Here is a 23,684-nt window from a genome sequence, read left to right as displayed (position 1 = left end):
GCATAGAAGTTTTATGGGTCCGAAGCCCAGGCGGTGTTTACATTCAGCGGCAGCATTTGATTGCGGCGACGAGGTTGGGGAGGCCAGCGTAGTTTCTGGCGAGTTTGTCGTAGCGCGTGGCGATGCACCGAAGAACTCATACAACTGCGAGAGCGGCATCCCGTTCTAAAGATGTCCCTGTGCTTCGGCGACTGCGGCCGGCCCGGCAATGTAGAGACCTAAGCGCTTCGCTCAGAGCGTACCAACCTGTTCGTCGACGCGGTGATACGGATAGCCGGGATTCAATAATAGCCGGTCGGCCCGAAGTGCGAACAGTTTGCAGCACGCTTTGGGGTGTTTGGCGGATGTTGCCCGACCCGCTGGGATGGCAACTCCTGGGATTTTTCGCCGAGGGCCGGAACGACGGAAATGGGTCGGAAAAGGACCCTGGGCAATCTGCTCCGGAGCGACAGCTACCGCTGCACCGCTGCCCGATCGAAAAAAGCCGGCGGTCAAGGCTTGCGCTGGAGCAATGAACTGGTCGTTGCGCCCCATGTGGACGCAAAGGGATGACCGGTTGCGGTCCAGCCCTAGCGTTTCACGGCGAGCCAAACGATGTGCCGCGCGCCACCTGCGCGCACGCGCAACTCCTCGACCTTAAGACCGGTTTGCCGCAGGCGGTTTACAAACCGTTGGTCGGGAGCTGCGGACCATATGGCCAGAACACCGCCGGGATTGAGCGCTGCCCTTGCGGCAGCCAGTCCCTTCGCGTCATAGAGCCGGTCGTTGGCCGGCCGGGACAGTCCGTCCGGGCCATTGTCGACATCGAGCAATATCGCGTCGAACGGCCCGTTGTGGCTGATCACCGGTGCAACGTCGCCTTCGTAAAGGATGACACGCGGAGACGTCAGACTTGCGCCGTGGACGCCGGCGAGCGGACCTTTGGCCCAGGCGATGACGGCCGGTACCAGTTCGGCGACGATGATCTCGCACTGCGCGGAAAAATGCGCGAGCGCTGCCCGCAGCGTGAAGCCCATGCCAAGACCGCCGATCAGGATCCGGGCCCCGTCCCGCTTGCCTATCCGCCCGGCCGCCAGGATCGCCAGCTGTTCTTCAGAGCCGCCCCGGCGACTGTTCATCAACTCGGTCGCGCCCGACATGATGGAAAACTCGTCGCCCCGTTGCATGAGCTTGAGTTCGCCCCCGTCGGGGACAGAGGTTCGATCCACTTGTTTCCAGGCCAGCATGGCATGCCTTCGTCGATCGGGAAAACCGGGTTGCGGTTACGGGCCTGTCACCCTCATGCCTTCATGAAAGAGGACTGCCCCTCGGCATGTTCAGCCCGGGCGCCTCGGCTTGCCCTTGTGCTTGCGAGCCTGGCCGGGATCGGCAGGCGCGGCCTTGCCACGGTGCGCAGGCTTCTTCCCCGGCTTTGTGTCTTTGCGGACTTTCGCCTTCGCCGGCCGCGCTGCCCCGGGGACCTCTCCGGCCGGTGCGATGACGATACCGCGCTCGGTGCCGCCGGGCCGGTTGACCTGCTCTGCAAACGCGGCCGCCTTGTCGGGGGCAATCTCGAACCGGGTCTGGGCGTCCTCGATCCTGATCGAGCCGACGTCGCGCTTGGTCACGCCGCCGGCCCTGCAGATCATCGGCAGCAGCCACTTCGGGTCGGCGCGCTGCTTGCGGCCAAGCGAAAGCGTGAACCAGACCCCGTCCTCCATGTCCGGTCCGCGCGGCTCTCGCGCCGGGACGGGGCCGCGCTCGTGCCCGGCGTTTTTGTCGTATCTGGGCTTTTTCGCGAGGATCTCGGCGGCAGGCAGAGGGGCAAGGTCCTCCGGCACGGGGCGGGAGGCGAGTTGCTGGCGCAGGAAGGCTGCGGCGATGCGCTCGGGCGCGACCTTCGCAAGCAGGTCCGCCACGAACGCGGCTTCTGCTTCGTCGGGTTCGGCGGCGGTGAGCACCGCGTCCATGATGTCCTTGCGATAACGCGCCTCGATCTCGGCGATGCCGGGCGCGGCACGCTCGACCGCCGACAACCTGGCCAGCGCAAGGACGCGTTGCGCCGCGCTGCGCCTGTGCTGGGGCACGATAAGGACGCACACGCCCTTGCGGCCAGCGCGTCCCGTCCGGCCGGAGCGGTGGAGAAGCGTTGCGGGATTGCTCGGCACGTCCGCGTGGATGACGAGGTCGAGGTTCGGCAGGTCGATGCCGCGGGCCGCCACGTCGGTCGCCACGCACACATGCGCCCTGCCGTCCCGCATTGCCTGCAACGCGTTGGACCGCTCGGACTGTGCCATTTCGCCCGAAAGCGAAACCACGGAGAAGCCGCGGTTGGCGAGGCGTGCGGTCAGGTGGCGCACGGCCTCGCGCGTGTGGCAGAACGCCAGCGCGCTCGTGCTGTCGGAGTTGAGCAGCGTGTTGATGACGGCGTGCTCGCGCTCGTCGCGCCGCACAAGCATCACCTGGTATTCGATGTCGGCGTGCTGGTCGGTCGAGGCGGATACCGCCACGCGTTGCGCGTCCTTCTGAAAGGTCTTCGCCAGGTCCGCGATGCCGCGCGGCACGGTTGCCGAGAACATCAGCGTCCGGCGTTCCGCCGGAGCCGCGCCGAGGATGTATTCAAGGTCTTCGCGGAAGCCGAGGTCGAGCATTTCATCGGCTTCGTCGAGCACCACGACGTGCAGCGCCCCAAGGTCCAGCGCGCCTTTTGCGATATGATCGCGCAGGCGCCCGGGCGTGCCGACGACGAGATGCGCGCCGCGCTCAAGCGCGCGGCGTTCCTTGCGCATGTCCATGCCTCCGACGCAGGTCGCAGTCTGAACACGCGCCGACCCGTAGAGCCAGTCGAGTTCTCGCTGCACCTGAAGCGCCAGCTCGCGCGTCGGCGCGATGACCAGCCCCAACGGCCGGTCCGCGCGATCGAAGTGGTTCGCGCTGCCGAGCAGGCTTGAGGCGATGGCGATGCCGAAGGCAACCGTCTTGCCCGAGCCGGTTTGCGCCGAAACCAGAAGATCGGTCCCGGCATAGCGTTTGTCCGCCATCTCCAACTGGACCGGCGTGAGATCTCTGTAACCCTTCGCTTCAAGCGCGGAAGCAAGGGATGGATGGATGGGTGTCGGCAAAAAATCGGCGTCGTGAACTGGAGCCATCTGGGGAACCTCTGTGAGCGCGCCGCATACCATAGCCGGTGCGTGAATGCCTAAGGATTCTTGACATATCTGACCTTGATGACCGTTGGAGCCACGTTTGCGTCCCGGATGCAGCGCGGTTGATTTCGCAGCAGGAGGTGGAACGGCCGCCTGCCGCTCAAATCGACGTCAAGCCGGTCGGACCGCTTGCGGCCCGGCGTATCTTCTCTTTGCCACGCTGGCCAAAGGGAGAAATCCAGGACGAACTGCCCCGCTGGGCCGTAGACTCACAAAACTGGTTGGCAATTTTCTGCGCCACTGATTCAAGGACTTGCGAACGAGGAGGCGCTTGATGACGCCGACACCCCTGCGCCTCGAACGCCTGAAGGCGCGCGAGCGTGAGCGCTTTGGCGACAGGATCGATCCCGGCGGCGACATGCACGAGATCCATACAGCCTTTGCCGACTGGGCATCGCACTATGACGAGCCGGGCTTTTCGGGCCGCAACCGCGCCCGCCACGAGGAGTGGCTTGGCGCCCAGAGCGTGCCGGTGCTGCACATCGACGGCAGCCGGAGCGTGGAGGAGTTGGTGGAGAGGGTCGTGGGATCGCGGACACCGGCGCGCGAACAGGACAGCCGATGGCATTGCCCTGCCCGACCGCCTCACCCGGGGCCATAGGGCGCCTCCAGAAGCGGAAGGTGCGGCGACAGCGCATCAGTGGCCGTCTGGCGGGCTTCCGGAGCTGACCATCGCGCGGTCGGTACGCGCGTCGATCGCACGGATGACCGATATCATGTCCTCTTCTCCGTACCCAAGATCTCCGGTCTCGCTGTAGAGGGACAGGCAGGCGTCCATCAGAGGGGACGCGATCCCGGCATGGCGAGCGGCCTCTACGACAAGGCGGTTGTTCTTCAGCACGTCGGAGATCCCCGCCTGCCGGCTGAAATCGTGCTGCACAAGCTTTTCGATCTTGACCCGGGAGACGTCGCTCGCCATCGGTCCGGCGTTCAGGATGTCCATAAGCCGGGTCATGTCGAGACCGTGCCGCGCGGCAAAATGGGCAGCCTCCGCAAGCCCCGTGACCAGGGTGATGAGAAAGGTGTTGACCGCAAGTTTCATATGCAGGGCGCCAGGCACCTCGCCGCAATCGAACATCTTCTTGCAGATTGGTGCAAAAACCGGCCGCAGGCGCGCCAGATCCAGGCCGTCGCCCGCCAGCATGCCGACAAGCTGTCCGGCCTCGGCCGGCTTGCGCGATCCTGAAACCGGCGCCTCGACGTAGCGCCCTCCAGCCGAACGAATGTCATCGGAAAGGCGTTTCGAATAGTCGGGCGCTACGGTTCCCATGGAGACAATGATCCGGCCCTCGACACGGAGAGCAAATTCCGGGCGATGGCGGCAAAGGACCGCGTCGGTCGCGACATCGTTTTCCAGCATAAGGATGATGGTTTCGCATCGACCGAAGAGATCGGCCGCGTCAGAGGCGATTGTCGCGCCGGCCTGTTGCAGCGGCGCGCAACGGTCCCGTGTCCGGTTCCAGACCACGAGTGGCGTTCCAGCCCGGGCGAGGTTCAAAGCCATCGGAGCGCCCATCGTTCCAAGGCCGATGAAACCGATTGGCGAATCCGTCGACATGGCAACCTCCTTCGAATGGCTCCCGGCAAAGGCTACGGACCGGCAGGCATTTGGAGAAATGAATATTTATGTGCTGAAACATCAGGAAATCGAATATATCAGCGCCCATCCGTCCAGGCTCCGGACACAATGGCAGCGACCGGGATGACAGTGGGCGCGGTGCAAGGAACCGCAAGAACGTGCGCCATCGGTCGCTAAGAGGCGCGAGGCGGCGTCGTTCCTTGCGTCCGGAACGGGCTGCAGACCTTGAGGCACCGGCGAAGGAAGCCCTTCACAAACAGCCAGCCTATCCCTGCCCTCACCCCCTCCGCCTGCTCCGCCTGCGGCCACCTTCGCCATCGCCGTCGCCGTCGCGCTCGGTGGCAGGCGGGGAGACCAGCGGTCCGATGCGGGCGATCACTTCGGCGACAGTTGGCCGGGGCTCTGCTTCGTGCGTGTCGATGGCGCCGCGCATGGCCGCCAGATGGGCATAGGACGTGCCGCAGCAACCGCCGATGATGCGCGCGCCGGCATCCATCGCGAGCCGCGCGTAGTCGGCCATCAGCTCCGGCGTGCCGGTATAGACGACCTCGTCGCCGCGAATGACCGGGATGCCGCAATTGGCCTTGGCGATGACGACGGCGCCCGGATAGGCGGCCGTGATTTCCAGCACCGCCGCAAGCAGGTCGGAGGCGCCGACGCCGCAATTGGAGCCATAGGCAACGGGCGCGCAGGCGAACTCGCCGGCAAGCTGGCCGAGACCGGCCGGCGGCAGGCCCATCATGGTGCGCCCGGCCGTGTCGAAACTGGCGGTCAGGACGAAGGGCATGCCGACTTTCGCCGCCGCTTCGGCTGCGGCGCGCATTTCCTCGCCCGCAGACATGGTCTCGATCCAGGCGACGTCGGCGCCGCCCGCCTTGAGGCCCTCGATCTGTTCGGCGAAGGCCTCGACCGCGTCCTCGTATGTCAAGGCGCCGAGCGGCACGAAGAGCTCGCCGGTCGGGCCGACGGAGCCGCCGACAATCACCTTGCGCCCCGACGCATCCGCCACCTCGCGGGCAAGTTCGGCCGCCGCCTTGTTGAACTCGTGCACCCGGCCCTCGAACTTGTGCAGCTTGAGGCGGTGACGGTTGGCGCCGAACGTGTTGGTCAGGACGATGTCGGCGCCAGCTTCCACGAAGTTGCGGTGCAGGGTGCGGATCTTCTCCGGCTCGGTGACGTTCCACTCCTCCGGCGGATCGCCCGAGGTCAGGCCCATGTCGAAGAGGTTGGTGCCGGTCGCCCCGTCGGCGAGCAGCGTGCCCTTTTCCGCAAGCAATTGTTCAAGCGCGTTCATGGTCCTGCCTTGTCGTCGCGGTCGCCCGCGAAGTGTCTGTTTTCCGGTCCAGCATCATCGTGTCCCGCTGTCGCGCCCCGGCGACTGTTTTCGTCATCCCGGGCAAGGCGCAGCCGCGACCCGGGACCGGAGAGGCGCCATGGCCGTGGGGACCTCCCCGGGCGCATCCCAACGCTCCCGGCTCGCCCTCAGCTTCGCGGCTTCAGGTTCTGCGGATCGTAGAGCGGGGCATAACCGACGCCGGCGACCTCGACCGGGAAGGTTTCCGAGAAATACTCCACGCTGAGCTTGCGGCCGACCTCGGCATAGTCATGCGGCAGATAGGCGAGCGCAATATTCTTTCCGATGGTCGGGCCGTAGACGATGGAGGTCGTGTAGGAGATCCGGCCCAACTCGTCGACCAGCGTCTGCCCGGTGTCGGGGTCGATGACCGGCAGCATGCCGACGGGAAAGCGGGCGGTGCCGGCGGCATCCACATTGTCGGTCATGACCAGCGTGCACAGCATGGCCGGCTGATGGGCGCGCGCCCGGTACTCCAGATGCTTCGCCTTGCCGCGGAAGTCGGCCTCCTTGACCTTCGGCCGGGCCAGATCCGCCTCGTAGAGGTTGTACTGGGTCAGGAGGTCGGCATTCTGCAGGCGCAGCGACTTTTCCAGACGGCGCGAATTGGCGTAGGTCTCGACCCCGACGGCCATGATCCCGAGCGAACGCAGCGCATCCCAGACGGCAAGGCCGTCCTCGTATTTCATGTGCAGTTCCCAGCCCTGCTCGCCGACATAGGAGAGCCGGAGAGCCATCACGTCGCATCCCGCGATCCCGATCTGGCGGATAGCCGCGAAGGGGAAGTTCTCCGGATCGAGGCCGGCAGGATCGGCGACCGCCTTCTTCAGGTTCTCGCGCGCGTTCGGGCCCCAGATGCCGATGGTCGTGTAGTCCTCGCTGACGTCTGTCACCGTGACGTCGAAGCCCTTGTCCTGCGCCACGCGCTTCACATAGTGGAAGTCGCGCGGGCCGGCATCGGCGCCGTCGACGATGCGGCAACGGTCGGCCATGCGGAACACGGTGAGGTCGGCGCGCACCATCCCCTCATCGTCGAGGAAGTGGGTGTAGATGCCCTTGCCGATATTGCCGTCGCCGCCGATCTTCGCGGCGCAGAGCCACTCCAGCAGTTCGACATGATCCGGGCCCGCGACCTCGAACATGTAGAAATGCGAGAGATTGATGATCCCGCAATCCTCGCTCATCGCCAGGTGTTCGGCATTCGACACCCGCCAGAAATGGCGGTTGTCCCATTCGTTTTCGCGTAGCGGGACCCGGTCATCGTATTTTTCCAGAAGGTGCTCGTTGGCGGCGTAGCCATGGGCACGCTCCCAGCCGCCGAGTTCCATGAAGTGACCGCCAAGTTCGACCTCGCGCTCGTAGAAGGGCGAGCGCTTGACGTCCCGGGCATTGGCATAGGGTTCGCGCGGATGGATCGCCGGGAAGTAGATCTTCTGCGCCGCCTCGTAGCAGCGCCCCTCGATGAATTCTTCCGTGAGCTGATGCGGATAGAATCGCGAATAGTCGATGGCGGCGTGGTCGATCCCGGTGCGGCCGTCGGTGATCCAGTCGGCGATCAGCTTGCCGTAGCCCGGCGCGTCCTTGACCCAGATGGCGACGCAGTACCAGAGGCCGCGCACCTTCTGGCTCTCGCCGCAGGACGGACCGCCGGCGGCGGAAACCTGCAAGAGCCCGTTGAAGGAATGGCCCTCGTTGTAGCCCAGCTCGCCGAGGATCGGCGTCAGCTCCATGGCGCGTTCGAGCGGCTCGATCACCTGTTCCATCTCCAGGTCGCGCTGCGAGGGCGACAGGCGCGCCTCGTTCTTCTCAAGCAAATCGCGCGGATGGCACATGCGCGGGTTGTCGGTCTCGTAGTAGCCCCACTCGATCTGGCCGCCCTCGGCCGTCTTCGGATCGCCGGTGTCGCGCATATAGGCGGAGTTGCCCTGGTCGCGCAGCAGCGGATAACCGATGTCCTTGCCCGTGCCCTCGAACTCGTTGAAGGGGCCGAAGAAGGTGAGCGGATGGTCGACCGGCATGACCGGCAGGTCCTCGCCGACCATTTCGGCGATGAGACGCCCCCACAGGCCGGCGCAGACGATGACGTGATCGGCATGGATGGTGCCGCGATGGGTGACGACGCCCGTGATGCGGCCGTCCTCAACCACGAGCGACTTTGCCGGCGTGTTGGCGAAGACCTTCAGCTTGCCGGTCTTCTCTCCTTCGTCGACAAGCTTGCCGGCAACGGTCTGCGAGCGCGGGATGACGAGACCCGCATCGGGATCGAACAACCCGCCCTGGACCTGATCCTCCTCGATCAGCGGGAAAAGCGCCTTGATCTCCGCCGGGGTTACGAGACGGGCCCGGGTGCCGAAGGCCTTGCCCGAAGTGACCTTGCGCCGGATCTCTTCCATCCACGTGTCGTCGCCCGTGCGGGCCACTTCCAGCCCGCCGATACGCGCGTAGTGGCCCATCCGGTCGAAGAAATCGACCGAGTAGAGCGAGGTCCAGGTCGACAGGAAATCGTGGCTCGTCGTGTAGCAGAAGTCGGACGCGTGCGCCGTCGAGCCGATATCGGTCGGAATACCGGACTTGTCGATGCCGACAATGTCGGTCCAGCCGCGTTCTATGAGGTGGTGCGCGATCGACGCGCCGACGATGCCACCCAGACCGACGATGACGATTTGTGCCTTGTCAGGAAACGCTGACATCCTTCATCCCTCTTGCATGGACGCGGCGCGGCAGGCCTGCCGTCGCGCTCCCTCGCCAGCGAGTATCGCCATGGAAGTCGGCACCCGGTGGCCTGATTGCGTCATGCGGGCATCGCCGCGACGACACTGGCCGGCAATTTTCCGGAACCGGAGTGGTGCAGGCTCGCGTCATCGGCCACGGCGGGTGCGGTTGACAGGCACCCCGACCTGACCTATCGGCAATTGCTGGTTGAAGGGGGCCGAACCGATGTTTTTTCGTCATGCCGTGCTGATCGTGACTGCCACAGGCCTTGCCGCCTGCCAGACGACCAAGCCGATCGCCATGAGCGTCAGCTATCAGCCGACCAGTCCGACCGCGACGCATGGCGACGTGCTGGCGGAAGCCCGGGCCGGTGGGCAGAAGATCCCGCAGCTCCGGGGGACGGAATTCATCACCGTCCGCAGCTACCACTACACGCTGCACAAGGAGAGCGGCACGGGCATCAAGGAAGAGATGACCGGCGCCGAATGCACGCTGGAAAGCGACGGCTACACCGCGAGCTTCCGCACTCCCGCCCAGGTCAAGGTGCCCAATTACGGCTATGCCTCCCGCCCGGTCTCGGTGCGCTGCAACGCGCCCGGCTACAAGTCAGGCTTCGCCAACGCGAGCGCCGAAAACGAGACACGCAGGAAAATCTACCAGAGCGGCGCCGGCGCCGGTCTGGTCGGTTTGATGACGGCGGCCATCATCGACGCCGCCAACTCCGAAGATAACGACGATTTCAAGTATCCGCTGGTCTCCGTGACCATGAACCGGGAGGATTGCGACAGCTCCCGGCTCGGCTGCCGCGCCCAGTAATCCGGGCAGCCTCGCGAACCTCCCCGCCTCTCGCCATGACGCTTTTAGAGAATCGGACGACGCATTCGCGCCGCAGCCCCCTTTCGCCCGGGCGCAAAGTGACGCGGAGAGCCGCCCGCACAGTGCCCCTTGCCAATCCGCGAGGCGGGTGCGGGGCGGGCGATGCGAAAGCAGCGACAACAAAGGGCTTGCAGCGGATGAGTGAACAGGAAGCGCGCGCGGCACGGCGCGGACGGGCAGCCCGGACGGAGAAACGGCGCGGATCGCAGGCGGCAGGCGCCTTGCCCTACATCTCGCGCAATCTGCCCGTCTACGACATTCTCAGCGACGAGGGAGCGGAGCTGATCGAGGCGAATGCCGACCGGCTGCTGGCCGAGATCGGTCTCGAATTCCGCGACGACCCCGAAACGATCGCCATCTGGAAAGCGGCCGGAGCCGACGTTTCGGGCGAGCGGGTGCGGTTTCCCAAGGGCATGCTGCGCGAACTCGTCAAGACCGCGCCGGCACAATTCGTCCAGCACGCGCGCAACCCGGAGCGCAACGTCGTCATCGGCGGCAACAACACGGTGTTTGCACCCGTTTACGGCCCCCCGTTCGTGACCGATCTCGATGCCGGCCGGCGCTACGGCACCATCGAGGACTTCCGCAATTTCGTGAAGCTCTCCTATGCCTCGCCCTGGCTGCACCATTCGGGCGGCACCGTGTGCGAGCCCGTCGACCTGCCGGTCAACAAGCGGCATTTCGACATGGTCTATGCGCATCTGAAGTATTCGGACAAGCCGTTCATGGGATCGGTGACGGCGCCGGAACGCGCAAGCGATTCGGTCCGCATGGCCCAGCTCGTCTTCGGCGAGGAGTTCGTCGACAACAATTGCGTGATGATCCAGCTGATCAATGCCAACTCGCCGCTCGTCTTCGACGCCACCATGCTCGGTGCGCTGAAGGTCTACGCGGCGGCGAACCAGGCCTGCATCGTCTCGCCCTTCATCCTGGCCGGCGCCATGAGCCCGGTGACGGTCGCCGGCACCCTGTCGCAGGTGCTGGCCGAGGCACTGGCCGGCTGCGCGCTGACCCAGCTTGTGCGCCCCGGCGCGCCGGTCGTCTTCGGCGCCTTCGTGTCGTCGATCTCGATGCAGTCCGGCGCCCCGACCTTCGGCTCGCCGGAAGGCAGCCTGCTGCTCAATGGCGCGGCCAAGCTGGCGCGCCGCGCCGGCCTGCCGTTCCGCTCCGGCGGCTCCTTCACCGCCTCTAAGACACCGGATGCCCAGTCGGCGCAGGAATCGGCCCAGACCATCCTGGCAACGCTGCTTTCGGGAGTGAACTTCTGCCTGCATGCCGCCGGTTGGCTGGAAGGCGGGCTCTGCTCTTCCTACGAGAAGTTCGTGATGGACGCCGACCAGCTCGGCATGATGCATGTGCTTGCCAAGGGCATCGACCTGTCCGACGAGGCACAGGCGATGGATGCACTCGCGGAAGTCGGGCCCGGTGGCCATTTCCTCGGCGCGGCGCATACGCAGCGCAATTTCGAGACCGCCTTCTACCGCTCCGAAATCGCCGACAACAACTCGTTCGAGCAATGGAGCGCCGATGGCGGGCTCGATGCCGCCTGGCGCGCCAATCGCAAGTGGAAGCAGATGCTCGCCGCCTACGAGGCACCGCCGCTCGATCCGGGTATCGACGAAGCGCTGATCTCTTTCATGGCGTCGCGTAAAGCCGAATTCCCCGACAGCAACATCTAGGAAAACAAACAACCAACACAGCCTTTACAAGGAAGCTTTGCGCGATCAAAGATAGCTTCAAATATACATAAAATGGACACCGCATGAGCGCTCTTCAGCATGGCGATTTTCGCTGCGCTGCAAGAGCGCTTTGTTTTTTCAATGCATTTCAAATATTTTTTTACACACCCCCTTTCAATCCTTGTCATTATTTGCTTATGTAAGCCCACCGACAGGGTAGAGAAGCGGGCCGAAAAGAGTTCGCAAGAGGGGATCAGGAGCGAACGCGCCGTAAATTCGGCGCGAATGCCTGCCCCTTTCCGACTTTTGCTTAGGGGCAACGATGACAGAGACACGCGGCGCTTCAGTCCGTTACGAGAACGTTCAAAAAAGCTATGACGGGGAAACGCTCGTCGTCAAAAATCTGAACCTTGACATTCCGCCGGGCGAATTTCTCACCATGCTCGGCCCGTCCGGCTCCGGAAAGACCACCTGCCTGATGATGCTGGCTGGTTTCGAGCCCGCCACACACGGCGAAATCTTCCTGAACGACAGCCCGATCAACAACGTGCCGCCGCACAAGCGCGGCATCGGGATGGTGTTTCAGAACTACGCCCTGTTCCCGCATATGAGCGTTGCGGAAAACCTCGCGTTCCCGCTGCAGGTGCGCGGCATGAACAGGGCCGACCAGGAAAAGAAGGTGCAGCGGGCACTGGAGATGGTCGAGCTCGGCCATTTCGGCTCACGTCGTCCCGCACAGCTGTCCGGCGGCCAGCAGCAGCGCGTGGCCGTTGCCCGTGCTCTGGTCTTCGAGCCGGAACTGGTGCTGATGGACGAGCCTTTGGGCGCGCTCGACAAGCAGCTGCGCGAGCAGATGCAGTACGAGATCAAGCACATCCACCAGAATATCGGCGTGTCGATCGTCTACGTGACGCATGACCAGACCGAGGCGCTGACGATGTCGGACCGGGTCGCGGTGTTCAACGACGGCATCATCCAGCAACTGTCGAGCCCGGATGCGCTTTACGAGAACCCGCAGAATTCCTTCGTCGCCCAGTTTATCGGCGAGAACAACAAGCTGTCGGGAACGGTGACCGAGGTTGCCGGAGACACCTGCGCGGTGAAGCTCGACGACGGCACGATGCTGAAGGCCGATGCCGTCAACATCGACGGCGTCGGATCGCGCACGACGATCTCGTTGCGACCCGAGCGTGTCGAGTTCGACACCCACGAACAGATGGACAATCTGGTCAAGGGCCGCATCGAGGAAATGATCTATCTCGGCGACCACATCCGCGTGCGGATGAATGTCGCCGGCAACACGGAATTCATTGTCAAGGTTCGCAATCGCGGTGAAAAGCGCGACCTGCGGACCGGCCAGACAGTGGAGATCGGCTGGGCCGCGGGCGACTGCAAGGCGCTTGACGCCGTCGCCTGATGCGCGACCCGGATCGAAAGACCGCGGCGCCCGACACGGGCCGCCGCTCATTTTCCGGGGCACAGCCCCGGGCGAACTCAAGAAACCAGGGGATCAAAATGACCTTCAAGACACTCCTGCTCGCAGGTGCTGCCACGGCGATGATGACGACGGGCGCCAGCGCCATCGACCTCACCATCGTCTCGTGGGGTGGCGCCTATTCGAACTCGCAGAACGAGGCCTATCACAAGCCTTACATGGCTGCGAACCCGGACGTCACGATCATCAATGACGAAAGCTCGAACGAGGCGGTGGCCAAGCTGCGCGCCATGAACGAGGCCGGCAACGTCACCTGGGATCTCGTCGACGTGGTGGCTTCCGACGCCATCCGCCTGTGCGACGAAGGCCTGGCGATGGAAATCAACCACGACGAGATGCTGGCCAAGGCGCCCGACGGCACCCCGGCCTCCGAGGACTTCGGCGACCTGATCGTCTCCGATTGCTACATTCCGCAGATCGTCTACTCGACGACGTTCGGCTACCGCACCGACGTTGCCGAGTGGAACGGCAAGGAGCCGGACGACATCTGCGACGTGTTCGACCTGGAGAACTTCCCGGGCAAGCGTTCGCTCGAGAAGCGCCCGATCAACAACATGGAATGGGCCCTCCTGTGCGACGGCGTCGCCAAGGAAGACGTCTACAAGGTGCTGGAGACCGAGGAAGGCGTGAACCGCGCCCTTGCCAAGCTCGGCACCATCAAGGACCAGACGGTCTGGTGGTCGGCCGGCGCCGAGACGCCGCAGCTTCTCGCCGACGGCGAAGTGGTGATCGGCTCGACCTACAACGGTCGCCTGTTCTCGCTGATCGAGGAGCAGAAGCAGCCGATCAAGATGCTGTGGGACGCGCAGGTGTTCGACCTTGACGGCTGGATCGTCCCGGCCGGACTGCCGAAGGAGCGCCTCGACGCGGTGATGAAGTATCTCCACTTCGCCACCGACACGCAGCGCCTCGCCGACCAGGCGAAGTACATCTCCTACGGCCCGGCCCGCAAGTCCTCGGCCCCGCTCGTCGGCAAGCATGCGGAACTCGGCATCGAGATGGGTCCGCACATGCCGACCGACCCGGCCAACGCCACCAACACGTTCCTCTACAATTACGAGTGGTGGGCGGACTATCGCGACGACCTGGACGCCAAGTTCCAGGCCTGGCTCGCCGGCTAAGTCTCTGATGAACGGGCGCTAGCCCCTTCATCTCCCAAACCTGCCGCGGCGGATCCGTTCCGCCGCGGCCCCCCGATCCCCTGTTCCCCGACAAGCCTGCGCCACAAGCCCTGCGCAAGCTCTTCCGGGACCAGGCACAAGCGGAGCCCACAGGCCCGCTCCCGCCTTCCACCGGCGCGTTCTGCCGACGCGCCGACCGCGGCCGAAACGGACACGGATGATGACGAGCGACACCACAGCGAACACTGACGCCGGCAACGGCACGCAGACGGAAGTGCTGACCACCCGGGACGGGATCCCGCTCAAGGTCAGCCTCGCCAAGGCCTTGAGGCGCGAGAAGCTGCGCTCGCTGGCACTCATCGCGCCGCTGCTGGTCTTCATCCTGATCACCTTCGCCGCGCCGATCGCCGACATGCTGTTCCGCTCGGTGGAAAACGGCATCGTTTCCGAGACGCTGCCGAAAACCGTGCAGGCCCTGTCCTCATGGGAGGCGGATTCGCCGCAAACACCCGGCGAGCCGGTGTTCAAGGCGCTCCACGAGGACCTTCTGGTCGCCACCGAGCAGAAGACCCACACGCGGCTCGGCTCGCGGCTGAACTACGAGGCGTCCGGCATGTCGAGCCTGTTCCGCAAGACCGGACGGCGCGTCGACAGGATGGACGAGGCCGCGCCGTTCAAGGAGCAGTTCATCGAGGTCGACGACGGCTGGGGCGAGCTTGAAACCTGGCAGGTGCTGAAGCGCTATTCGCCGACCATCACGTCGGGCTACTTCCTCAACGCCGCCGACATGGAACTGACCGCCGACGGCGTCTCGATGAAGCCGGAAAACGAGCGGATCTATCTCTACCTGTTCTGGCGCACGCTGCTTTTGTCGCTCACCATCACCTTCTCCTGCCTGCTGCTCGGATATCCGGTGGCCTTCCTGCTGGCGGCACTGCCGGCGCGCTCGGCCAACCTTTTGATGATCCTGGTGCTGCTGCCCTTCTGGACATCGCTGCTGGTGCGCACCTCAGCCTGGAAGGTGCTGCTGCAGCAGCAGGGCGTGATCAACGACTTCCTGGTCGCGATCGGCATTGTCGGCGATGCCAACCGTCTGGTGATGATCAACAACCAGACCGGCACGGTCATCGCCATGACGCATATCCTGCTGCCCTTCATGATCCTGCCGCTCTATTCGGTGATGAAGACCGTCTCGCCGACCTATGTACGGGCGGCCAAGAGCCTCGGCGCGACCGACTGGACCGCCTTCTGGAGGGTCTATTTCCCGCAGACGGTGCCGGGCATCGGCGCCGGCTCGATCCTCGTCTTCATCCTGGCGATCGGCTACTACATCACGCCGGAACTGGTCGGCGGCACCAGCGGCATCTTCATCTCCAACCGCATCGCCTACCACATCTCGTCATCGCTGAACTGGGGACTGGCGGCCGCGCTCGGCGTGATCCTGCTCGGGGCGGTGATGCTGCTGTTCTACGTCTACGACAAGATCGTGGGCATCGATAACGTCAAGCTCGGTTGAGGAGACCAAGAAGAACATGTCAGCTCTTCCAGCCTATGCGTCCACGGGCCAGCGTGCCTGGCACTACACGTTCCGCACCATCTGCGGGTTGATCTTCTTTTTCCTGATCTTCCCGATCCTGGTGATCCTGCCCCTGTCGTTCAACGCGCAGGACTTCTTCACCTTCACCAAGGAAATGCTGGCCTTCGATCCGGCCGGCTACTCCTTGAAGCATTACGAGGACTTCTTCACCAATCCCGACTGGCAACAGGCGATGCGCAATTCCTTCGCCATCGCGCCGGTGGCAACGCTGCTTGCGACCTCGTTCGGGACGCTCGCCGCCATCGGCCTGTCGCAGAGCCACGTGCCCTACCGCTCGGCGATCATGGCGGTGCTGATCTCGCCGATGATCGTGCCGCTGATCATCTCGGCCGCGGGCATGTATTTCTTCTATTCCCGCATCGGACTGCAGGGAACCTACGTGGGCGTGGTGCTTGCCCACGCGGCGCTCGGCACACCCTTCGTCATCATCACCGTGACGGCGACGCTGGTCGGCTTCGACCGGAGCCTGGTGCGGGCGGCGGCGAGCCTCGGAGCCAATCCGGTGACGACCTTCTTCAAGGTGCAGATGCCCTTGATCGTGCCCGGCGTCGTCTCGGGTGCGCTGTTCGCCTTCATCACCTCCTTCGACGAGGTGGTGGTCGTGCTCTTCCTCGGTTCGGCCGGCCAGAAGACCCTGCCCTGGCAGATGTTTACCGGTCTGCGCGAGCAGATCTCCCCGACCATCCTGGCCGTCGCCTCGCTGATGGTGGCGATCTCGATCGCACTGCTGACGGTGCTGGAACTGCTGCGCCGGCGCTCCGAACGGCTGCGAGGCCTCACCCCGTCCTAGTCGGAGCATTCCGGCGGCTTGCGACAATTTTGACGCAAGATTCTACAAAACTTGCACAAGTTTCTCACCGAATTTGCGCAAACATGAGTCACTTGCGGGACTACAGGATGAAGCGGATCGGCATTCTCGGACTGGCCCTCGGCATCGTGCTGGCGCAACCGGCGGCGGCGGGCGACTTCGCCTATCACCGCAGCGTCAGTCTCAAGGTCGGCCAGTCGATCGTGCTGAAGGGCGTGCGCAACCACAATTGCGGGACACGGCCGCCCGGCTGGACCTCGATCCAGCGCCAGCTGCCAAAGAGCAAACTCGGCAGTTTCTCGGACGGCGGCACCGGCACGGTTCAGAGCAATTTCTGCCGCGAGCGGCACGACATCAAGCGCGTTGCTGCCCGCGGCGTGCGCTTCACGGCGAGAACGCGCGGCCAGGAGCGGCTGACGATCCTCAGGGACCCGGTCTCGATCACGGTGCGATAGGCCGCCGAAGGGACCGGCAAAGCGAACGATGGTCCGGCGGCAATGCGCCGGCCAGCCGAAAACGGGTCACGCGCCCTCCTCTTCTCCGAGCCGGTGACGGAACGCCAGTCGCCGGGCGACCCGCAAGCCGGCAGGCAAGGGTCCGGCGGCGCGCCCCGACAGAAGACGCAAGGCCTGGCGGGCCGGTTCCTCGCGAACCGGTCCGCCTTTTTGTTGGCGGTCCAAAAGCGGGGGCAACAAAAGGAGATTGCGATGAATGACGATCTGGCAAGGACGATGCGCTGGCACAATGGCGAGAAGGCGTGGTCGCCGTTTTCGCCGACCGAGATGGACGGACGGCAGGCGGCGATGCGGGCAGTGATGGCCAAGCGTGATATCGACGCGGCGCTTTTCACCTCCTATCACAACATCTGCTATCTCACCGGCTTCCTCTATTGCCAGTTCGGCCGGCGCTACGGGCTGGTGCTCGACCAGAGGCAGGCGACGACCATCGCAGCGGCCATCGACGGCGGCCAGCCCTGGCGGCGCAGCCATGGCGACGCGCTCACCTATACCGACTGGCAGCGCGACAGCTACTTCCACGCTGTCCGGCAACTGACGCCGGGCGTGCGCCGGCTCGGGATCGAGTTCGATCACGTGACGCTGGAAACCATGGCCATGCTGGAGGCGGCCCTGCCGGGTGTCGAACTGGTCGACATCGCCGGCGATGCAATGCGACTGAGAACGATCAAGTCGGCGGAGGAACAGGCGCTGATCCGACACGGCACGAGGATCTGCGACATCGGCGGGGCGGCCGTGGTGCAGGCTGTCGCCGCCGGCGTGCCGGAGCACGAGGTGGCGCTTTCCGGGACGCAGGCGATGGTGCGCGAGATCGCGGCAAGCTTTCCCTTTGCCGAACTGATGGACAGCTGGACCTGGTTCCAGTCCGGCCCCAACACGGACGGCGCCCACAACCCGGTGACCAACCGCATCGTGCAACCGGGCGACATCCTGTCGCTCAACTGCTTCCCGATGATCTTCGGCTACTACACGGCGTTGGAGCGCACCCTGTTCTGCGACTTTGTGCCCGATGCCCATCTCAGGCTCTGGGAGATCAACTGCCAGGTGCACCGGCGCGGGCTGGAACTGATCCGGCCCGGCGCGCGCTGCCGCGACATCGCCGCTGAACTCAACGAGATCTACCGCTCGCACGACCTCTTGCGCTTCCGCTCCTTCGGCTACGGCCACTCCTTCGGTGTGCTCAGCCACTATTACGGGCGCGAGGCGGCGGTGGAACTGAGGGAAGACATCGACACGGTGCTGGAACCGGGCATGGTGGTATCGATGGAACCGATGATCATGGTCCCGGAGGGACTGCCCGGCGCTGGCGGCTACCGCGAGCACGACATCCTGATCGTCCAGGAGGACGGCGCTGAAAACATCACCGGGTTCCCTTTCGGGCCGGAGCACAACGTCGTCGGCAAGGACAAATAGCGCCGGGTCACCACAGGAAAAGCGTGAGGCGGGGCGTGGCCCCACCCTCAATCACATCATCGCGGCCGGCTCGGCGACGCGATAGCCGAACTCGAGGGCCGCATCGGTCAGCCATTCGATCAGCGCATCGGCCAGACTGGTCGGCACCAGAAGGTCGAAGCCGTCCTCGTTGCGCCGCAGGATGATGACCGGGATCTGGTGGATGACCGCCTGGGCAAGCGAGCCGGGCGGGAAGGCGCGCGGGTCGAAATCGATTGCCACCGCCTTGTTGAGCAGCGCCGACGCCTCGGAACCGCCCACATGCAGCGCGCGGCGCGCCGGGCCGAGATCGACCACCGCCGCATCGTCGGTGTCGAGCGCCTCGTCGACGCGGGCGGTCTCCTCGGACGAGGCCGCGATATAGATGAAGCGGCCGAAGGCGACCCAGCCGACCAGCGCCGTGTCGCTCTCGCTGAAGCGGCCCGGGCGACCCGGCAGGATCGTGCCGGCAAGCTCGGACAGGCGGTTGGCGACCGGCTCCAGCCGGTTCGGCCAGGCGCCGACCTCGAGCACGGCGGCGATCTGCAACTCGCGCAAGAGGATTGCGGGTTCGGAGGCACCGGCGGTTTCGCCGGGCACGAGCCGCCCGACCACGGGACGCGCCGCGTGTGCGCCCTTGTCGGTGTCCGCGACCGCGCCGGATGGCGCGTCCACCTGCGGTGCGGCAGTGGTATCGGCGTCTTGCGGCGCGTTGGGCGCGCCATTCTCGACGTCAGACATGCATTCGGCTCCCGTCGGGGTCGTAGAAGCAAGGATCAGTGACCGTCACCGCCACCCGCTCGTCCTTGAGCGGAAAGGCCGCATCGAGCGCTTCGCCGTGGCGTCCGCGCCCGCCCGAGAGGAAGGCAAGCGCGATATGGGCCTCAAGGGCCGGCGACCAGGTCACGGCGGTCACATGCCCCAGACTCGCCCCTCCACCGCGCGCGGTCAAGTGGCTGCCGGCGCGGATGGGGATACCGTCCGCCGACACCAGCCCGACCATGACGGGGCGCGCCGGATCGACGAAAGCGGGACGCGAGGTCATCGCCGAGCCGATATAGGGTTTGCGCTGCGACGCCATGCCGCCAAGCCCGACATCGGCAAGGGTGGTGCGGCCATCCATTTCCGCGCCGGTGATGTGCCCCTTCTCGATGCGCAGCGTGCCGAGCGCCTCCAGCCCGTAGGGCGCGATTCGCTCCGGCCGGCCGGCGGCGAGCAACGCCTCCCAGACGGCAAGGCCGACCGGCCAATCGCAAAAGACCTCGTAGGCAAGCTCGCCGGAAAAGGAGAGCCGCGCGATCCTCACCTCATGCGCGCCGATGCGCCCTTGCGCGATGCCCATATGCGGGCAGGCCTCACTCGAGACATCGCCCTCGGTCAACGCTGCCTGCAACACCTTGCGTGCGGCGGGACCGGCGATTGCCATGGCCGCGAACCGATCGGTAACCGATGTCACGTGGACGCGCAGTTCCGGCCAGACGACCTCGAGGTAGTGCTCCATATGGGCAAGCACCGGGCCGGCATTGGCAGTGGTCGTGGTGACCAGAAAGCGGTTTTCGGCTAGCCGCCAGGCGGTGCCGTCGTCGAACATGATGCCGTCCTCGCGCAGCATGACACCGTAGCGCGCCTTGCCGACCGGCAGCTTGGCGAAACCGTTGGCATAAAGGCGGTTGAGGAATTCCGCTGCGTCAGGGCCCTGCACATCGATCTTGCCAAGCGTCGACACGTCGACGAGGCCGACGCCCTCGCGCACCATGGTCGCCTCGCGGACATAGGCCTCGCGCAAGGTCTCGCCGTCCTGGAAATAGGCGCGCGGACGCATCCAGATGCCGGCCGACATCATTTCCGCACCATGGGCAAGATGCCAGTCATGCATGGGCGTGCGGCGCACCGGCGCGAAGTGATGGCCGGTCTCGCGCCCGGCAAGCGCGCCGATCGTCACCGCCGTGTAGGGCATGCGGAAGCGGGTGGTGCCGACCTGCGGGACGCTGAGGCCCCGCGCCCGGGCCATCAGCGCGATGGCGTTGACATTCGAGGTCTTGCCCTGGTCGGCGGCCATGCCGAGCGTCGTGTAGCGCTTCAGGTGCTCGACCGAGCGAAAGCCCTCGCGGTTGGACAGTTCGATGTCCGAGGCGGTCACGTCGTGCTGAAAATCGACAAAGCGCTTGGCGCGCCCGCTCGCCGGCACGTCGAAGACGGGGAACGGCAGCTCGGGCCCCGGCGCGTTCTCCAGCACAGGCAAGGACGGCACTTGCCCCTCGCCCGCACCGCAGGCGGCAGCCGCAGCGAGGCCGGCATCGCGGCCGCCTTCCAGACAGGCGGCGAGATCGAGCATGCCGGCAGCGGCACCGCAGGCGGTCCAGGCCTCGCGCGGGCTGCCCGGCACGAAGGAGTGAAGCCGCTCGTCATAGACCGGCGGGCTGCCCGCCTGGCTTGCCAGATGGACGCTCGGGGTCCAGCCGCCGGCGACCAGCAACGCATCGCAGGAGGGCTGCATCACATTCGCGCCGAGATGCCCGGTGGCGGCATCGAAGCCGCGAATGTCGACACCGGAAAGCGCCTTGCGGCCACGGGTGGCGGCCACCACCGCCCCGGTCTCGAGCCGGATGCCGCGCACGCCAAGCTCGGCCGCAAGGCCCGCATCGATGCGCTGGCGGATATCGACCACCGCCTTGATGGAAACGCCGAGCCGGTCGAGTGCCAGCGCTGTACGCGCGCCGCCGTCATTGTTGGCGAAGACGACGACCGAGCGCCCGACGGCAACCCCGTAGCGCTGCGCATAGGCCAGGCCGGCGGATGCGAGCATGACGCCCGGCGTGTCGTTGCCGGCAAAGACCAGCGGCCGCTCAATGGCGCCCGCGGCGAGCACCACATGGCGGGCGTGGACCGTCCAGTGACGCTGGCGCGGTTCGTGCGGTTCGGGCGCCGGCTTGTGATCCGCGACCCGCTCGACCGCGCCAAGCACGTTGCCGTCGAAATAGCCATAGACGGTGGTGCGCGGCATCAGGCGGACGCCGTGGCGCTCCAACTCGTGCAGTTCATGCGCGATCCAGTCGGCGGCGGAGCGCCCGTCAAGGCTCGCGCCGTCCTCATGGAGCCGCCCGCCGGCGCGCGCATTCTCGTCGGCAAGGATGACCCTGAGGCCGCGCGCGGCAGCGACCCGTGCCGCCGCGAGCCCGGCCGGCCCCGCGCCGACGACGAGCACGTCGCAGAAGGCGTTGCGCTTCTCGTAGCGATCCGGATCGGCAAGATGGGTGCCGCGCCCGAGCCCGGCCGCCCTGCGGATGAAGCGCTCGCAGAAGTGCCAAGTGGCCTGCCCGGTGCCCATGAAGGTCTTGTAGTAGAACCCGGCGGAGAACAGCGGCGACAGCCGGTCGTTCACCGCCATCATGTCGAAGGCGAGCGATGGCCAGCGGTTCTGGCTCGCCGCCTCCAGACCCTCGTAGAGTTCGGTCATGGTGGCGCGGGTGTTGGGCTCGTGGCGGGCGCCGGACCGCATCTCGACCAGCGCGTTCGCCTCTTCCGGACCGGCGCTCATCACGCCGCGCGGGCGGTGATACTTGAAGGAGCGACCGACCAAAACGCGCCCGGAGGCAAGCAGAGCCGAGGCGAGCGTGTCGCCGGCAAGGCCGTGCATCGGCTCACTGTCGAAGCGGAAGGAGAAGGGGCGGTCGCGCTCGACATGGGCGCCGCCACGGGGAAGCCGGTAGCCGCTCATGCGCCCTGCCCTTCGAGACGGGCCGCATCGCTGGCGAAGCGGCCGGCCATCTCGACGCCCGTGATCTCGTGGGTGAGCGTGTTCCGGGTGACGCGCAGCCAGTGGCGGCAGCCGGCGATGTGATGCCAGAGCTCGACATGGGACCCGCGCGGGTTCTCCCGGTCATAGACATAGGCGGCGAAGGGCTCGGCCTCGCGGGTCGCAAGGTCCGGCCGGCGAAGGGTTCCGTCGCCGCCATAGGAGAACTCGGCAACGCCGCGCGGGCCGCAACAGGGGCAATCGATGCGCATGGGCGGGCTCTCAGTGCATCTTGGGATAGGGACCGGCGCCGCGCTCGTCGAGCGAGGCGCCGTTGCGGAAGCGGTCCAGCGTGAAGGGGGCGTTGAGCGGATGCGGCTCGCCCTTCGCCATGGTCCAGGCGAAGCACCAGCCCGAGGCGGGCGTCGCCTTGAACCCGCCGTAGCACCAGCCGGCATTGAGATAGAGGCCGGGCAGCGGGCCGGGGGCGATGATCGGGCTGCCATCCATGCTCATGTCCATGATGCCGCCCCAGTTCCTGAGCAGCCGGAGGCGCGAGACGAAGGGCAGCATGGCGGTCACCTCGGACATGACATGCTCGACCACCGGCAGGTTTCCGCGCTGTGCATAGGAATTGTACTTGTCGATGTCGCCGCCGAAGACGAGGCCACCCTTGTCGGACTGGGAGATGTAGAGATGGCCGGCGCCGAAGGTAACGACGCCGTCGAGGATCGGCTTGACGGGCTCGGAGACGAAGGCCTGCAGCACGTGGCTTTCGATCGGCAGGCGGGTGACGCCGGCCAGCGCCAGCACCTGCGAGGTGCTGCCGGCAACGGCGACGCCGACCTTGGGCGCGCGGATCTCGCCGCGCGTCGTCGTCACGCCGACGATGCGGTTTCCCTCGCGCAGGAAGCCGGTGACCTCGCAATTCTCGACGATGTCGACGCCGCGCGCATCGGCCGCGCGCGCATAGCCCCAGGCGACCGCGTCATGGCGGGCGGTGCCGGCACGCGGCTGCAAGAGCCCGCCGACAACGGGAAAACGGGCACTGCCGGAGAGATCCAGCCCCGGCACCAGCGCGGCGATGTCGGAGGGGCCGAGCAGTTCCGCGTCGATCCCCTCCAGCCGCATGGAATTTCCGCGCCGGGCATAGTCGTCGAGCTGGGCGGGCGTATGAGCAAGGTTGAGCACGCCGCGCTGGGAGAACATGACGTTGTAGTTGAGGTCGAGCGACAGGCCTTCCCACAGCTTCATCGACCATTCGTAGAAACGGTTGTTGTCCGGCAGCATGTAGTTGGAGCGCACGATGGTGGTGTTGCGGCCGATATTGCCGGAGCCGAGCCAGCCTTTCTCCAGCACGGCGATGTTGGTCAGGCCGTGCTCCCTGGCCAAATAGTAGGCGGTCGAGAGCCCGTGGCCGCCGCCGCCGACAATGATGGCGTCATAGGCCGGCTTCGGCTCCGCCTTGCGCCAGGCCGGCTGCCAGTGGCGATGGCCGCTGAACGCGTTCTTCAGGAGCGAAAGGGCCGAATATTTCTGCACGATGCTGATACCCCAACCGAATTTTCGCCGAACCGGCGCCGCAAAGCCTATCCC

General features: G+C 65.6%; 18 protein-coding genes. 9 read left to right on the top strand and 9 right to left on the bottom strand.

The features are described from left to right. Positions 1-569 precede the first annotated feature (569 nt). Complete coding sequence (locus ACQY46_RS12130) at positions 570-1,226, bottom strand: spermidine synthase (RefSeq protein ID WP_428696299.1); 657 nt, start codon at positions 1,224-1,226, stop codon at positions 570-572. A gap of 90 nt (positions 1,227-1,316) precedes the next feature. Then, on the bottom strand, positions 1,317-3,128 hold the full coding sequence (locus ACQY46_RS12125; RefSeq protein ID WP_428696298.1) for a DEAD/DEAH box helicase: 1,812 nt from the start codon (positions 3,126-3,128) through the stop codon (positions 1,317-1,319). A gap of 331 nt (positions 3,129-3,459) precedes the next feature. Here ACQY46_RS12125 and ACQY46_RS12120 point away from each other — a divergent pair, with 331 nt between their 5' ends. Beyond that, positions 3,460-3,786, top strand: coding sequence for a hypothetical protein (locus ACQY46_RS12120; protein ID WP_428696297.1), 327 nt, complete (start codon positions 3,460-3,462; stop codon positions 3,784-3,786). Between the two features lie 36 nt (positions 3,787-3,822). Here the strand turns inward: ACQY46_RS12120 and ACQY46_RS12115 are convergent, their stop codons facing one another. The 3 genes from ACQY46_RS12115 to ACQY46_RS12105 all read right to left on the bottom strand — a co-directional run bounded on the left by ACQY46_RS12115 (position 3,823) and on the right by ACQY46_RS12105 (position 8,808). After that, positions 3,823-4,743, bottom strand: coding sequence for an NAD(P)-dependent oxidoreductase (locus ACQY46_RS12115; protein WP_428696296.1), 921 nt, complete (start codon positions 4,741-4,743; stop codon positions 3,823-3,825). Between the two features lie 298 nt (positions 4,744-5,041). After that, entirely contained in the window at positions 5,042-6,058 is a 1,017-nt protein-coding gene (gene bmt / locus ACQY46_RS12110) for a betaine--homocysteine S-methyltransferase (protein WP_428696295.1), read from the bottom strand. 188 nt (positions 6,059-6,246) lie between these two features. Next, positions 6,247-8,808 carry a GcvT family protein gene (locus ACQY46_RS12105; protein ID WP_428696294.1) on the bottom strand — a complete coding sequence of 854 codons (2,562 nt, stop codon included), beginning with the start codon at positions 8,806-8,808 and terminating at the stop codon, positions 6,247-6,249. Positions 8,809-9,055: 247 nt separating this feature from the next. Between ACQY46_RS12105 and ACQY46_RS12100 the strand changes: the two genes are divergently transcribed. The 8 genes from ACQY46_RS12100 (at position 9,056) to ACQY46_RS12065 (ending at position 18,334) form a co-directional block, all read left to right on the top strand. Then, positions 9,056-9,646, top strand: coding sequence for a hypothetical protein (locus ACQY46_RS12100; RefSeq protein WP_428696293.1), 591 nt, complete (start codon positions 9,056-9,058; stop codon positions 9,644-9,646). A gap of 197 nt (positions 9,647-9,843) precedes the next feature. Continuing rightward, entirely contained in the window at positions 9,844-11,385 is a 1,542-nt protein-coding gene (locus ACQY46_RS12095; protein ID WP_428696292.1) for a trimethylamine methyltransferase family protein, read from the top strand. Between the two features lie 322 nt (positions 11,386-11,707). Next, positions 11,708-12,802 carry an ABC transporter ATP-binding protein gene (locus ACQY46_RS12090; RefSeq protein WP_428696291.1) on the top strand — a complete coding sequence of 365 codons (1,095 nt, stop codon included), beginning with the start codon at positions 11,708-11,710 and terminating at the stop codon, positions 12,800-12,802. Between the two features lie 98 nt (positions 12,803-12,900). Next, complete coding sequence (locus ACQY46_RS12085; protein ID WP_428696290.1) at positions 12,901-14,001, top strand: extracellular solute-binding protein; 1,101 nt, start codon at positions 12,901-12,903, stop codon at positions 13,999-14,001. Between the two features lie 220 nt (positions 14,002-14,221). Continuing rightward, complete coding sequence (locus ACQY46_RS12080) at positions 14,222-15,517, top strand: ABC transporter permease (protein WP_428696289.1); 1,296 nt, start codon at positions 14,222-14,224, stop codon at positions 15,515-15,517. A gap of 16 nt (positions 15,518-15,533) precedes the next feature. After that, positions 15,534-16,388, top strand: coding sequence for an ABC transporter permease (locus ACQY46_RS12075; RefSeq protein WP_428696288.1), 855 nt, complete (start codon positions 15,534-15,536; stop codon positions 16,386-16,388). A gap of 83 nt (positions 16,389-16,471) precedes the next feature. Beyond that, a complete protein-coding gene (locus tag ACQY46_RS12070; protein WP_428696287.1) occupies positions 16,472-16,861 on the top strand; it encodes a hypothetical protein in 390 nt (129 codons plus the stop codon). Between the two features lie 252 nt (positions 16,862-17,113). Then, positions 17,114-18,334, top strand: coding sequence for a M24 family metallopeptidase (locus tag ACQY46_RS12065; protein WP_428696286.1), 1,221 nt, complete (start codon positions 17,114-17,116; stop codon positions 18,332-18,334). A gap of 51 nt (positions 18,335-18,385) precedes the next feature. On the opposite strand, the gene ACQY46_RS12060 is transcribed toward ACQY46_RS12065, so the two are convergent. Genes ACQY46_RS12060 through ACQY46_RS12045 form a run of 4 tightly spaced genes read right to left on the bottom strand, consistent with a single transcriptional unit; the run spans position 18,386 to position 23,630 of the window. Then, entirely contained in the window at positions 18,386-19,093 is a 708-nt protein-coding gene (locus tag ACQY46_RS12060) for a sarcosine oxidase subunit gamma (RefSeq protein ID WP_428696285.1), read from the bottom strand. After that, on the bottom strand, positions 19,086-22,070 hold the full coding sequence (locus ACQY46_RS12055) for a sarcosine oxidase subunit alpha family protein (RefSeq protein ID WP_428696284.1): 2,985 nt from the start codon (positions 22,068-22,070) through the stop codon (positions 19,086-19,088). The genes ACQY46_RS12060 and ACQY46_RS12055 overlap by 8 nt, the downstream gene beginning before the upstream one ends. Continuing rightward, a complete protein-coding gene (locus tag ACQY46_RS12050) occupies positions 22,067-22,360 on the bottom strand; it encodes a sarcosine oxidase subunit delta (protein WP_428696282.1) in 294 nt (97 codons plus the stop codon). Before ACQY46_RS12050 ends, ACQY46_RS12055 begins: the two co-directional genes overlap by 4 nt. Positions 22,361-22,370: 10 nt before the next feature. Beyond that, positions 22,371-23,630, bottom strand: a complete 1,260-nt coding sequence (locus tag ACQY46_RS12045; RefSeq protein ID WP_428696280.1) for a sarcosine oxidase subunit beta family protein — start codon at positions 23,628-23,630, stop codon at positions 22,371-22,373. Between the last annotated feature and the right edge of the window lie 54 nt (positions 23,631-23,684).

The sequence above is a fragment of the Stappia sp. genome (assembly GCF_965276915.1).
In the GTDB taxonomy this organism is placed as follows: domain Bacteria; phylum Pseudomonadota; class Alphaproteobacteria; order Rhizobiales; family Stappiaceae; genus Stappia.
Note: the sequence above shows the minus strand (reverse complement) of the source record. Positions and strands in the feature narration are given on the sequence as shown.